The organism is Spirochaetota bacterium, from assembly GCA_026414805.1.
In the GTDB taxonomy this organism is placed as follows: Bacteria; Spirochaetota; UBA4802; order UBA4802; family UB4802; genus UBA4802.
Genome location: JAOAIH010000007.1, coordinates 52202 through 66742 on the forward strand (window position 1 = coordinate 52202; position 14541 = coordinate 66742).

Sequence of the window (14541 nt, forward strand, 5' to 3'; positions counted from 1 at the left end):
TTATTCCATCATGCTTTCTTATAACAGGTCAACTATAGATTGTATTAATCCAGCAACTTCATGATCTTTTTGTAATAATCCATGAATTGGGTTGTTCTTTTTCACCTCAAAGATTACATGGATACTATCGCCTTCAAGGTATGCCGGGATTTCAACCTTTATACCAAACGCATTAAGCTTTTTCTTAACATTATCTATAACAGTCATATCCTTTGTGTATTCAGGATAACGAATTGAGTATATACAATTATACACATCTTCATCAGTAACACGCTCGTTAACAAGCAATGATCCTAAAACTTCTAGCAAAACTTTATCCTTACCATTTCTGTAAATATCTTCAATCATAACAATTATGGAATTAAAATAATTTACTCGTATCTGGCAAGAAGCAACAATTTGTTCTAAGATAGTGATAGAAGTTGGTGACAATCGTAACAACGGAACAACAAATTTTGGGGCGACAGCTCTTGCATCAATATAATCAATAATCACAGGTGGCATATTGATTATAAGCTGAATATTTTTTAATTCAATTAAAGAAGCAGGCAGCGACAGTTCCCTTGCAATTTCCACAACCTGTTTTTTATCAACATGAAAATAATCATATAGCAAATACAAACTTTTGATTTTACCAATGGTTCCCAATGCATTATGATATAATTTAACTCTGATAATTTTTAAAAAATCATCCAAATTGAATTTGGTAATAACCTTTGCTGGTACCTCTTGTATACCTGCATTCTGTGCAGCTTTGATCCTATTATGGCCATATATAATTTTGTATCTCACATCCTGGTTGCAAAGAATTACTGGCTCAATTATGCCGCATCGCATAACAGACCCAACCAGATCTTTAGGCAATGGCCTTGAAATTTTAAAATAATCATCACTATGAATTGCATTGAGTGGAATTAATTTCACCGGGGCATCATGGAAAACCATTATAAAAGCCCTCGCAATAATTTAGATATTTCATCTGGATATATAACTGTAACTTTTGATAGCTTCTTTAAACTTTCCTTTGCTGCCTGTGTAAGGTCAGCAGTGGTAATAAAAATACCCTGCTGTGCCTTCATATCATTAACTGCCTGAGCAAAATTTCGCAGTGTTATTTCACCAACATTAGTTTTAGTCCATCTCCTTACCCATACCAATACTTTTTCTTTTGTTTCAGGATTAATTGCTAAAAAATCAACACCATCGGCTTCACGGTATGTTTGTAATATCTGATCAACCTTAAAGCCCATTTTTGCTACAAGCCTGTTTGAAATAATTCTGAAATTCTCATTATCAAGCAAAATATATCTTTCCATTATATCATCAGAAGTAGTTATGGTCTTTCCATCATCATAACTTATTTTAGTAGTTACCACGATGTCCTTTAAATTATATTTTTTTGTATTTTTTAAACCACACATCTCCCATAATAATCCTTGTGGAAAAGCATCATCCATCCATGAAGTGATAGTTTCTGTGACAGATGTTACTTCCTCTTTTACAAATTTATCAATCTCCATTTCTTTACGCAATTGTGTGACTAAATATTGTATATTCCTATAGTTTCTATCCTTTCGGTAAAGCTCATTCCATGTATCATACGCCTGTGAAGTCTGCTCATTTTTCAAATACGCATATCCTAAATCATATAAAGCAAGAAGTTCTGCTTCATCATTTGCATTTTTCCTTGCAAGCTCAATTAAGTCCTGAAAAAGCTTTATCCCCTCGTCATGTCTTTTTAGTCGCATCAACATGAATGCCTGAAACCGTTTTGCCATATACAGCACATCAGGATCCTGAGCAGTATCAGCTATCCTAGAAATATACCCTAACGCCTGGCGATAATCCCGTTTTCTATTACATGCAAAGGCTGCTGCTATCTGAGCAATTTCTGATTGTGGTTTTATCTGTAAGGCTAATTTAAAATTATCAATAGCATCCTGTATTCGCATGTTTTGATAATAACAGATGCCAGCACCAAAAAGGATTTCATAATTATCATTTTTCAGTTTCAATAACCTATCAAAATATCGCTGTGCTATGTCAAACTCCTCCTGACCAAGTGAAATGAAAGCAATATGATATAAAGATTCAATATCAGCAGGATAATTTTTAATAATATCCATGTATGTCTGAAAAGCTTTTTCAACTTCATCGCGCATATAGTAAGATTTTGCTAATTTCTTCTGTACACTAAGCTGATCCACCTCATAATTAAATTTTCCAATTTCAAGAATTTTCTCATAGTGGATTACTGCCTGATCAATTTCACCAATAGATAAATACAGGTCGGCTAACCGGTAATGAACAACAAAATCATCTGGATATTCATCTATTACTTTTTTATATTCACGTATTGCGTCAATGAACTGATTCTGTGCAACAAGTTGCTGTGCTTTATACAATGGGCTAAATTTTGGACGTACATATACCAAGTAATAAAGAAAAGCACTTATAATAAACATTGAAATCAGGATATATGTAATCATCTTTTTTGTACCATATTACTCAATGTAAAAAGTCAACATATACTATATTATCGTGATAATCAGAGCTATCGTTTAAATCTAAGTTCCAAAGGCCAGCCATTAATGCACCACGATCGTTCTGTTTCATATTTAACTATGAAATCATCAGATTTTTTTATTTTTGCTTTAAATGGGAGATTTATTAAAATATCATGGGGAATAAAACGGGGGATATCTGTAAACTGAATAACAAATTCATTTGAAGTTGAACTAGTAACAAAACTTATAGTCCCAAACCGGGAGGGAGCATTTGATATAACTATCGCAGACTCGCTAAACCACTCTTGTACCGGAACAGGGAATAATTCAAGCCGTTCAGGATAGTCAATAAAACATAGATTGCGAATTGCTTGAAATAACAATGATACAGCTATTATGGATACGGGTTCTTTAACAATTGCATGCCCACTTACTGGATCTAAAAAATGGGGCAGAAATTTTCGCTTTTTGCATAGTGTAATAATAGCGTAAATTATATCAACTGCTCTTGCGTCATGACCATAGAGCATGCTATTTGCCAAGCTTAGCGAACTAATAACATCTATGCCACTTATAATGGTATCATACAAAGGCAAACCCTTCCCTGCCAGTATTATATCATCTATAATTTTTTGCGTTGTATACTTCATTATTATATGAGCCATAAACGGATAAAAAAAAGAAGCATACTTTAAAATCCTGTTATTAAAAATATTTATGCTATTTGAAAACTCCAGGTTTTCTTTAAAAGAGATCTTTTGTTTGCGCAATGGCTTGCCCTGTTTTGGCACCCATTCAATTAATTTTTCTTCTTCCGCACTCGTATCCTTTGCAATATGGAATAAAACATTCAATACTGTCTTTTCTAGTTTATTAGCCTGTTCTAAAAATTTTGTTTCATCACCAAACAATCCTAATGATCGGGACATGAATGCAAGATTTTCAAGACCTGAAATTACTACGGGAATAAACCATGCATGGTTTATTGTCATTTCATTGAAATTATCCAATAAAATATATTGTCTGATATTTTTTAATTCCCTGCAAAATTCCACTAAAGCGTACGCATACTGTTTACACACAGGATAGTGCTTCTGTAAAAATTCTGAATCCTTATAAATTCTGTAATAATCACCTATAATATTACTTAAATATGCTGCAGATACTACACTATCAAAATCATCTTTCATTTTTATATTTTTTAATAAATAATTAATAATCGATAGTGACTGTTGAGGATACCCCATCCTGTTTAGTGCCATAATTGCAAAATAATAATTTGAAAAATCCTGTTTCTTGGCTTTGTCCAATAGTTCAAAATTAGCGGCTTCTACAAGAGTTGAAAATTTACAAAAGTTCACCCATTCATTAATTATATTCTTTCCTAAATTGATACCTACACCCTCCTGCATTCTGAGGTTGATATAGCTAGTATATTCATTTATTGATTTTTTGGTATCAAATTTTGGAACGGAAATTTTTGAGTTTTTGTTAACTGCAACGCGTACAGGTATTTCAAATTCCTTACCACTCACCTCATACGCAAATGCCATTGTGGCCATGCTTTCACTACTGGTAACTTTATATTTATTATCTTTTCTTTTGAAATCGATATCTCCAGAAATTTCATCACCAGTTAAAATAATATCCGGTTTAACTAACAAATTACAATGGTATTCATTATTAATACGAATAAAATTGTTTTTGCCATATTCTACTGAATACAGTCCCGATAATGTTTCAGTAGTATAGGGTCTAATAGCAACAACAAAGAATGCTTTGTTCTTCTTTTTGCACTGTACATTATTAACCACAACAGCTTCATCAATATTAGTATGGGTAATATAAAGCGATTGCCTATAAATGAAATCAGGATGATTATACACAGTTTTTATTATACCATTATCAATATCCTGAAAAATATATGTATCATCATGGAAGCGAACAAATATATCATCTATATACATCCAGAATTCCAACGACCATGAAGCCCAAGCGGGTTGGACCATTCCAGAAGGATCTATTCGTATTGAACCACTGCTTAGAAAACTATTAATTGTGTACCATGTTCTGCAATGATTATTATAAAGGAAAAAAGGAAGTGATTGTATTCTTTCATTTACGGTGTTAACATAGCGGGAAATCCAGTAAGGCCATGCAAAATAATTATACTTTTGATAGATTGTAAAATTTCTAATACCTTCAGATAATTCTGAAGGTATAGGCAGTGAGGTATATTCTGAATTTACTGATGAATATATATACGAATTTCTTTCAAGCCCCTCAGGCTTAATAAAAGGTGAAAGCATAACTATTATTTAAAAGAAGCAATAGCTTCATCTTCGGTATCATAAATTTCAAACATGTCCATAAGTTCAACAACTTCAAAAATCTTTTTTACAGCACTATTCATATTGCACAATTTTAATTTCCGGTTTGATTCTTTTAATATCCTCATAGTAGAAACAAAAATTCTTAAACCGCTGCTGCTCATATACTCAACGCCCGAAAGGTTCAACAATAAATGAGCGTTGGGCTCATCTTTGATTAATTTATTTATTTCTTTCTCAATATCAGCTGACAAATGTACATCTAAACGCCCCTGTAAATATACTACAACAACATTACCCACTTTTTTTGTTTGTAGATTCATTATATCCTCCTGAAAATAAATTAATTATCAACTAATTAATAATTTTTAAAACATGTAACTAAAAATACTCTTATTCTCATGTTCTATTATCCTGCACTATTGATAATTAAAAAGCAAGCAATTAATAATTAACTATTCCTTGCCCATTTTTGTCTGCTTTCGTGTTATCATTAAACCAAAACCCACAGATAAGAATATTATCACAAATAGTATACCACATATTGTCATAATATGATGTTCATACTCAATGCCATTTATAAGAAGAACTGGTGCCGAAACTAATGGGAACACAATACCATTATAATAAATCATCCCTCGATATTTTAAAGGATCAAATAAAGGCATAATCATACTTAATCCAGCAACTGCCAAAAACAGTGCAAATACACGTGAGAAATGATATAGTGGGGAAGTGAAAGTGTCATATTTTATTAAATTATACCAATCTGGGTTAACTTCAATTCCAAAAACATTTGCAAATAATATAGGGCTGAATCCATAAAATATGCCAATAATAATATATATAACTCCAGTAAATAAAACACCACATTGTAATATGTTTGTAGCTTTTGACCTCATTTACCCCCCCGTTACTTTTTGTATGATATCATCAAAACTTTTTAGATTATTAAATGACTTCTCAATAAGGTCATTAATTGATACCACCTCCGGTATTTGTAAAGGAAATTCTTTATGACAAACTGAACCATTATCGCAAGCATATAAATTATAATGTGGAAGAAAATCAAGAAATTTTCTAAAAATACCTAATACCTTGCTTTTTGAAGAAATTGGATTTACTATGGTATCCAACCTTATATACGATATATGCTGAATATGGGTTCTCAATAGATTTTCAGGAATCACAGGATATAATGGGAACGAAGAATAACATTCTTCATCCCTGATAGTTACACCTTCAAACATTGGTTGAAAAGCAATTGAGGCAGCAGCAATATCGCATACTTCCCCTGTGGAAAACATCCTTACTCCAGCACCAGAGATAAGTGTTGTATATGGAACACTGCTGTAATATTCAAGTCTCCCTGTATTACACACTGATGACGAAAACGACCTCAAAGGATCATTTTTAAATAGATATTTATCAGGGAAAGCAACATCAAGCAGTGAATGCAGTTTATCATCAGAAAAATAGTGTAAAAGTAACTTTTTATATTCCTTCAAAGAATTTGTATGCAGGTATGCAATCAATACTGCATATGGAATCCCAGTAGTATACAATATATCAGGCATATTACTGCTATTCCTCATCGATTCAAAAAGACCTGCATAGTAGAGCGTTTCATACATTCCTGACGCAAGAACCATAGCTTTTTTATCAGATAGAATTTCGCGAAAAATAGTATTGTTTTGCAAATCACTTCGCAGGATTGCCTGATACATCGTTTCGGCTGATCCAACAGATATTGTATCAAAATCTTTAATAGAATTATTAATTTTTACTGTCCTGTCAAAATGTTTGTTAACAACATAAATTACCTGTTGTCCCTGAGTTAACAGAGAATCATTTATGGCAGTAATCTTTAGTATGGATTTTGCATTAATTATTTCAATTACAATATCTGAATTATACAATATTATATCTCTGAGGGGTATATCAATGTTTGAGCAATCAATAATAATAAATGAATATTCAAAAGATAAATAAAATAAAAGGGGATTGATAATCTCTGGATTTATTCTAACCTTTGATCCGTAAGCCACGTTAAGAATGTCTAATGTTTCGGACACTTTTTCAATTCTTTGCTCTATAAATTTTTGTCCAGTCACTTCATCAGGATTTTTTTGAGATAAAGGCGGCAATAACTTTTTGCCACACATATCAAACACTGAAATGCCATCATAGGAAGCATCAAGCAAGATTGTTTTTCTATTAAAAGAGGATGCTGCTGCGGTTGCCACTGATACAGTTGTCTTTCCACAATGTTTTTCGGTACTGAAAATAGTAATAATTTGAGATTTATTTTTATATAAATTTTTCCCTGCGTCTGTTAAGGGAAAACGGTAAAAATCAGCTATCTTTAAATAACCGCGCAAAGCTTTGAAGTTGTTTCCCATAAACTGATACAAGTCTGTATCTTTTAATTCATATACCACCGAATCAGTTAATGACCTTACAATCCCAGAGCCCTTTTCGCAAAAGGGTAATTCGCCAAAAAAAGATTGTGTTGTCAAATAAATAGAATCATGTTTTTGAATATCAAAAATGCCTTTGTTGATAATATAAAGGGAATGCGAATCACTGTTGACAATACCCCCTTTTGGTATAGAAATTGGTTTTGCTAATTTGAGTAGCTGGGACAATTCATTATCCATGAGATGTTTGAATAATGGAACCTGCCTCAGTTTAACAATTTCTTTATGTACCATATAATTATGTTTGCTTTAGCAACCGTAAAAGATCACTTTTCCCGTAAAGTTCTATTGGCCGGGTATTTGAAAAATCAACTGCACTCTGGGTAAACTCTCCTGCGGTAATAATAATTACGCGAGTAGCATTTTTTTCTTTTAATTTTTCATGGAGCTTTCGCAACAATTGATCATTCACTACATCAGTTGTGCGTAATATCCTAACTATTTTATTGGTTCTGCGGGTATTTCGCCACTTGCCTTCAGTATCAGTTGCAATTATTTCTATTTCAGTATCACTAATTATATCAACATCCATCACCGTCAATCCCATGGATTCCACTATTTTGCGGCAGGTATGCTCAAATTGTGCTAATCCGGCAATCATGAAGTCCTTTATACGGTCATCCTGCCTAAACTCAGCATACGATTTTAGTTTTTCCTGTACATCTCTGAAGTTGGGATTAATAGCAGCAATTTTCTCCCAGTTTGAAATTGCAGAATGAAGGTCTCGCATTTTTTCCTGGGCTTCAGCTAAAAAATATCGCAAATTTAATTCAGTATCACTGCCTCTTTTGGCAAATTTAAGACCTCGTTCAAATTCTACTACAGCTTTTGGAAGCTGTTCACGCTCTAAAAAGCATGTGCCTTTTGCCAAAAAACATTTTACTTTAATATCATCACTCTTCTGAGCTGTCTCAAATTCTTTAATAGCCCATTCATAATCACCCAATTGCCGCAATACTAGACCTAAAAAATAATGTGATTTATAATCATTGGGATCAATTTTTATAGCTTCGATGAATGCCTGTTTTGCATCTGCATAATTTTGCATTCGGTAATAAACCTGTCCCAGATAATAATACGAGGGACCATGCTTACTATAATTTGATATACTCTTTTTCAAATAGGGTGCTGCTTTCTCCAACTGGCCTGCATTAAAATATATAATTCCAAGCTCATAGAATGGCTCATAGTTTGCAGGATCCAACTGGGTCAATAGTAAGTATTCTTTCCTTGCTTCCTCAATTGCATTTCGTGCTTTGTAGATACTAGCCAAGCGTTTGCGTATCTCTATTTCATTTACTTTATCATCAAATTTGGATATTTTTAAAACTTGCCGGTATTCAAGGATAGCATACTGTATGTTATTTTCCTTTTCATACGCCAGAGCTAAAAGATAATGTGCATAGTGGTTGCGGTCATCTTTTTCTATAATGTCATTGAGCTTGCGTATTGCAATTTTGGTTTGACCTGATTCAATAAGCTGTTGTATTTCTTCTAACTTACGGGGGAAAATATAAATATTGGCCAGATAAAGAATAAAGACAACAAGAATTATAACAAATAAAAATATTATTGCATATGTTACCAGCATATCCTAACAACCTGTAGCCTTTCTTCTTTTATCCATTAGTGTCAAGAATTGCATTTTTGAGCTCTGAGCTTTTTATTTTCCTCTTCAAGCTGTTTTATCTTTTCAAATGCCTGCATCAATTCCATTCTGCTTAGCTGGGACGCATTTTCCCTGGCCTGCGCCGTTTCGGTTGCAAGTTTTAACTCAGACCGAGAATATTCCACAATGTTTTCATACATCGCAATAATTTGATATGCGTTCGATAGTTCCTGTTCATTAAGCTTCAGGACATTTTCGTATGTCTGGATAATTTTCCTCAATTCTTCTACTTCTTTAGATAGATTGACATTTTCTTCCTTCAGTTTTTCAATTTCGAATGACATAGGGTACCCTCAGTATAGAATATCCTTAAAGTAACATATACTATTATAGTAGCATAATGATAATCATTTTGGCAAGAATAAATCCAAAGTTATAATAAAATTTCAGTTAATATTCGTAAAAACAAAGTATCAATAATAGTTTATATATCCAATGCGATTAAAATAAAAGATGTACACAATAAACATTATTTTGTACACAAACTCTCATTATGGAATATAATGCAATAAAATTTATTATGTATAATGCCAAAAAATATTGACAAAATTTTGTGATTGATTACTACGACCACAAGCATTGTCATTACACCCATGCAATGGGGGCGTAGCTCAGTTGGGAGAGCGCTTGAATGGCATTCAAGAGGTCAGGGGTTCGACTCCCCTCGTCTCCAAAATGATTATCCAATAACATGCACTAATAATCCGTCCCTCAGTTTAGGCTCAAACCATGTCGATTTGGGGGGCATAATTTCCCCTTTATCCGATACAGCCATAAGATCGCTTATTGAAGTTGGGTACAAAGAAAAACCAATACTGAACTTACCGCTATCAACTAACTGAATAATCTCATTAACTGCATCAGTACCCCCTACAAAATCAATACGTTTATCCTTCCGTGGATCATTGATACCCAACAGGGGAGCTAAAATCATATTTTGTAATAGTGCAACATCCAATCTATCAACATCATTGACAGGCAATTCTTTTTCATAACGGAGAACAAACCACTGTTTATGATAATACATTTTGATTTCATGAGGTTTTGACACAACACCGTTATCAGATTTTTCTATTGAAAAATTCTGTGCTAGTGCACTCATAAATGATGTAAAATCATGAGTATATAAATCCTTGATGACGCGATTATACGGTAATATTTGCAATTCTGAATGAGGGAAGATTGTTGCAACAAAATAATTGAATGGTTCGTTACCGTCATAGCCGCTTTTTCTACGTTCCATGCCTACCCTCACAGCTGATGCTGCACGGTGATGTCCATCAGCAATGTAGAGCACCTGCGGCTGCATTGCATCCTTTATCATTGAAAGCAATCTCTTGTCGTCAATTCTTTGAACAGTATGCCGCACTCCATCACTGGCAATAAAATCGTAAAGAAGAGGTGAATGGAGAGCTTGCTTCATCAAAGTGCGCAGATCATCATTATTTTTATAAAACAAATATACAAGACCCGTCTGTGCTCCAACAACCTGTATGTGGTTCATACGGTCGATTTCTTTATCTTCACGGGTTAACTCATGCTTTTTTACTACGCCATTTACATAATCATCAATTGAAACTACTGCTACTATTCCTGTCTGTTTATGATTACCCATGCTTAATGTATACAGATACATGTATGCGCCATCATCATACGCAAGTATCCCATCAATAATAAACTTTTGTAAATTTTGTTTCCCTTTTTGGTATACTTCGTCAGTATAAGTATCATGCACTAACGGTAAATCTACTTCGGGCCTTGTAACATGAAAAAAGCTTAAGGGATTAGCATCTGCTAATGCTTTTGCTTCTTCTGTTGTAACCACATCATACGGAAGCTCAGCTACTTTTGACACATAATCTTTTGCAGGGCGTAATGCAATAAACTCTTTAATGATTGCCATTTATATTTCCTTTTAAAGCGATAGCTCTTCGCCATGAATTGTTATAAGCTTTTCAATCCTGAATCGCTTAGTTCCAGCTGGTATCTGTACTGTTACCTCATCACCAACTGTTTTTTTGTGCAATGCCCTTCCAATTGGCGATGAAAGCGAAATTTTACCCGCTGATGCATCAACCTCATTTGGTGTGACAATGGTAAACTCAACTACCTCATCAGTATCTAAGTTGCGTACTGTAACCTGTGAGCCAAATTCTACCTTACCCTGCTCTATAGATGTGATATCAATGCTCTCCATCAGGCTTAGCTGCTTGCTTAAATATGCAATGCGTGCCTGTACAAACGACTGTCGTTCACGTGCTGCATGGTATTCAGCATTCTCTTTAAGGTCGCCTTTTGCACGTGCCTCGGCAATGCGTTGAGGCAATTCAACTTTCATTTCGTACTGAAGCCTGTCTATCTCTTCTTTTATTTGTTTCTTCTTATCTTCAATGTTAACTGGCATACTACTAACTCTCCTATAAAAATAAAATTTCTATAATGTTATCCAGGGACAACCTGGTATCATTTCAAACTTTATTTGCAATCCCAATAATAACTTTGATTCTGAATCTATCTACTCAATAAATTCAGAACACAACTCACAGTAACTATCGTTAACCTTTTAAAAACTACGATGATATGTAATACTATGTATTGTTTGTCCACAATTTTTTACAACAACTTTTCCACCTTTACCATTGTTGGGGCAAATTGTTTACGCCGAACAATATATTTTGATGCAACTCGCATAATTACAAATGAAATTGCCAAAAATAGCATCCCTGTTACTATACCCAGGATATCCCTATCAACTGGCATTGGTAAAGGTACCACTATACCAAGTACTATCCCAGCAATAAGAAACACTATAGGAATACCATACAGTACAACTGATGATAGTACAATTCCTTTTGAAGGTAATTCAAAAATTACCCTGTCACCTGAGGAAGCACCTAATGTATTTTCTATCCAGAGCTGTCGCCCTTTTGACTGACGCATAGTACAACCATGATTACTGCATGAAGAGCAGAAAGAAACTGCATCAGCTTCAACAAGGACATAATTGTCTTTCACTTGTGTAACTATACCACATTCAGTTTCCACGGATAATCTCCGGGTATATCCCTTAATTTTACTTACAATTGCAGTGAGGTACTCTGCAATAGTGCATGTTAATTATAATACTTTATAATAGAAATTTTTCAATAAATATTATAGCTGTGCTCTTACCCCAGCAAACACATAGTACTTTTTAAAATTTTCATCGGCATTCCATGCACAACCAAAATTAATCATCGTAGTTGTATATACAACATCAGCAGAAACTCCATAGCTTGAGGTTCCATCCCATTTATTATATTCTGTTTTGTACATTCCCGAAGAAGCAAATAATTCAACAAAAATAAATTCGTACACTACTTCATACATTAATTTTACAGTAGCAATGTGACGTGAATGTGTAGTGGTATATCGCCTGGGATACCCTGAAAGGTAACTATCGAACACATATTCTGAATATACCCTGTTGCGTAAATTAGTATAAAAGCTATACCCAGTTGGAATAATATACAGACGGCTTGTAAGTGGCAATGGCATATACATCAAAATTCGTGATGTTATATTATATGTACCCGATGATACACCAGCAAACAGCGATATGTTTACATTTTTATTTTTTTTTGTTATTGATCGGCTATCAGTTGCCCTGATGCGCAGTTCCACACCTGTAGTGGTATATGCAGTGTGAAGTGGTGGTGCCAATGGGTTATCATCATACCCTGATACCCTGAGATATGATACCGCTGCATATATAAAAGCTGAAATATCAAAGGCACCCATTGTAGAAAATTTGCCACAACCCATATAAGGCTTAATTGCTAGTAAGGTAAAATCAGAGGCATAGCGCTCCCATACTGCATATTCCGCTGACACATCACTACCTGCATGGTATCCATATTTCCCCATAAAATGCATATAGTCTACCATTACTTTCTTTACAGTCACCCTTTCTTCATTGAAACCAACCTGGCCCTGTGCGGTAGCAATTGCCTTATACAACGGAGCTGATAGCATGAGAGAGGGTGTTACCCCATAGATGGGAAGTGTTGCTATCTCAAACGAATACACAAGGGTCATTGCCCTGACCCTTACAATAAGCTTTACATCATCCCCTTCATTATAGTTGACTACGTCAACCGAGACTGAATCCAGCATATATTTTTCTTTTAGCTGTAGCAGATATTGGTAGACTGTATTTTTATTATATATAGTTCCTTTTAACTGGTTCAAATCATCAACGATACTTTCTTTGACATCAGCATGTGCAATAATCTGTATGTCAAAAATATATGACTGAACAACATGTAGTACACACTTATCACCTGCAAGCTCATATCGGTGGACGTAGCTTGTAGTGTATCCCAAAGCATGGAGTTTATTGGTAAGAGCTATCGCCACTGCTTTTGCCTGTTCATGGGATACTACAGTGCCATTTTCAATATCACTGATATCAATGGGGATAGTTAAGCCTGTTACAATAACTTTTGCAGTGCATACAGTGGAATAAAAAATAACAACTATCAAAAACAATAATTGCTTCACTGCATCCTCACATTTGTTTAACCTTGACCCCTTTTGGTAATTGCAGGTTGAAAATATCAGGGGCAAATTTTACATTAAGCTGTACATTGTAATAACGGGTAACATTGCGAGTTATTCCATTGTAAGTTCGTGCTGTCACTTCAACAGTGGTAGGAAACCATATATTGTGTATGTATATATAATCTTCATAGACCTCCTGCATTATTTCCACACCCTGTGCAGTACGTGTGATTTTCTTTACAGGATATCCATTTTGTTTGTCAATAACAAGCTCTATTTTTGTTGCTGTGGTGCTATCGTGTAAAATATACCGGTATGCTCTGTTAAAAAATCCATAATAGGTATTTTCCTTGCGTGTGATAATGATCCTATCTTTAAGATAATCAAATTGCATAAATGGGTGGGTTACTGGTGCGTTGATGTTTTTCATAGTCCATAATTCTTTTGTATCGGGATAGTACCACTGAAGATTGCCTTCTTTAACAATTACAATCTGTGCAAAAGGCTTACTGTAATCAATGCGCATATACTGCTTGTATGCCCTGTATCTGCCTTCGTAGCGCTCTGTTGGTTTTCCTGTTTCGGCAATTACCTGGACAATAGCAGCATCAATACTTTCTACGGCAAAATTGTTTAAAATTGTATCCAGTTCATTTCCAAAGGATTGGATAGAAAATAATAGACATATACCATAAACGAGATATTTCATAGAATGTATCACTTGTATAATTTGTTGTTGCATAATTTTGTTGCTCTGACACTGTAGAGTATACCATTACTCTTGTCAAGGTAAACCTATGAGGATAACAATAGCAACATGTATACTTCTACTATTGCAAAGTGTCTTATTTGCCGGGATAAATGACAGTGCTCAACCGTTGCAGTACCCAGCTGACGTTGTTTCTACTGAACAACCTTATTTTATATGGTGTGATATATATAATACCGCACAAAAACCTTTTGTTGTTACCTTACGCATAAGTAATGTAAAGGGTCAGAGCACTGAATATACC

The 14541-nt window shown here is 34.3% G+C and carries 14 protein-coding genes and 1 tRNA gene; 2 read left to right on the forward strand and 13 right to left on the reverse strand.

The features are described from left to right. Nucleotides 1-18: 18 nt before the first annotated feature. From N3F66_02805 to N3F66_02840, 8 genes are all read right to left on the reverse strand, one after another. A complete protein-coding gene (locus N3F66_02805) occupies nt 19-945 on the reverse strand; it encodes a ParB/RepB/Spo0J family partition protein (GenBank protein ID MCX8123076.1) in 927 nt (308 codons plus the stop codon). Beyond that, the gene (locus N3F66_02810; protein MCX8123077.1) at nt 945-2489 is read right to left on the reverse strand and encodes a tetratricopeptide repeat protein; all 1545 of its coding nucleotides are present in this window, start codon (nt 2487-2489) and stop codon (nt 945-947) included. The genes N3F66_02805 and N3F66_02810 overlap by 1 nt, the downstream gene beginning before the upstream one ends. A gap of 65 nt (nt 2490-2554) precedes the next feature. Further along, a complete protein-coding gene (locus N3F66_02815) occupies nt 2555-4816 on the reverse strand; it encodes a hypothetical protein (protein ID MCX8123078.1) in 2262 nt (753 codons plus the stop codon). Nucleotides 4817-4821: 5 nt separating this feature from the next. After that, a complete protein-coding gene (locus N3F66_02820) occupies nt 4822-5160 on the reverse strand; it encodes an STAS domain-containing protein (GenBank protein ID MCX8123079.1) in 339 nt (112 codons plus the stop codon). Between the two features lie 132 nt (nt 5161-5292). Then, nucleotides 5293-5739 (reverse strand): hypothetical protein, encoded by a 447-nt coding sequence (locus tag N3F66_02825; protein ID MCX8123080.1) that lies wholly within the window; start codon nt 5737-5739, stop codon nt 5293-5295. Continuing rightward, nucleotides 5740-7551: a hypothetical protein gene (locus tag N3F66_02830; GenBank protein MCX8123081.1), complete on the reverse strand. Its 1812-nt coding sequence runs from the start codon at nt 7549-7551 to the stop codon at nt 5740-5742. A 4-nt stretch (nt 7552-7555) separates the two neighbouring features. Continuing rightward, entirely contained in the window at nt 7556-8908 is a 1353-nt protein-coding gene (locus N3F66_02835) for a tetratricopeptide repeat protein (GenBank protein MCX8123082.1), read from the reverse strand. Between the two features lie 41 nt (nt 8909-8949). Further along, the gene (locus N3F66_02840; protein ID MCX8123083.1) at nt 8950-9270 is read right to left on the reverse strand and encodes a hypothetical protein; all 321 of its coding nucleotides are present in this window, start codon (nt 9268-9270) and stop codon (nt 8950-8952) included. 316 nt (nt 9271-9586) lie between these two features. Between N3F66_02840 and N3F66_02845 the strand changes: the two genes are divergently transcribed. Then, a tRNA-Ala gene (locus N3F66_02845) sits at nt 9587-9659 on the forward strand. A 6-nt stretch (nt 9660-9665) separates the two neighbouring features. Here the strand turns inward: N3F66_02845 and N3F66_02850 are convergent. The 5 genes from N3F66_02850 to N3F66_02870 all read right to left on the reverse strand — a co-directional run bounded on the left by N3F66_02850 (nt 9666) and on the right by N3F66_02870 (nt 14237). Then, entirely contained in the window at nt 9666-10889 is a 1224-nt protein-coding gene (locus tag N3F66_02850) for a DUF1015 family protein (GenBank protein MCX8123084.1), read from the reverse strand. A 12-nt stretch (nt 10890-10901) separates the two neighbouring features. Beyond that, nucleotides 10902-11390 (reverse strand): transcription elongation factor GreA, encoded by a 489-nt coding sequence (locus tag N3F66_02855; GenBank protein ID MCX8123085.1) that lies wholly within the window; start codon nt 11388-11390, stop codon nt 10902-10904. A gap of 209 nt (nt 11391-11599) precedes the next feature. Beyond that, nucleotides 11600-12031 (reverse strand): SoxR reducing system RseC family protein, encoded by a 432-nt coding sequence (locus tag N3F66_02860; protein MCX8123086.1) that lies wholly within the window; start codon nt 12029-12031, stop codon nt 11600-11602. Nucleotides 12032-12139: 108 nt separating this feature from the next. Next, nucleotides 12140-13528 (reverse strand): hypothetical protein, encoded by a 1389-nt coding sequence (locus tag N3F66_02865; protein ID MCX8123087.1) that lies wholly within the window; start codon nt 13526-13528, stop codon nt 12140-12142. Between the two features lie 7 nt (nt 13529-13535). Beyond that, complete coding sequence (locus tag N3F66_02870) at nt 13536-14237, reverse strand: hypothetical protein (GenBank protein ID MCX8123088.1); 702 nt, start codon at nt 14235-14237, stop codon at nt 13536-13538. An 88-nt stretch (nt 14238-14325) separates the two neighbouring features. On the opposite strand from N3F66_02870, the gene N3F66_02875 reads away from it, so the two are divergent. Further along, a partial coding sequence (locus N3F66_02875; GenBank protein MCX8123089.1) for a hypothetical protein occupies nt 14326-14541 on the forward strand: 216 nt, incomplete at its 3' end.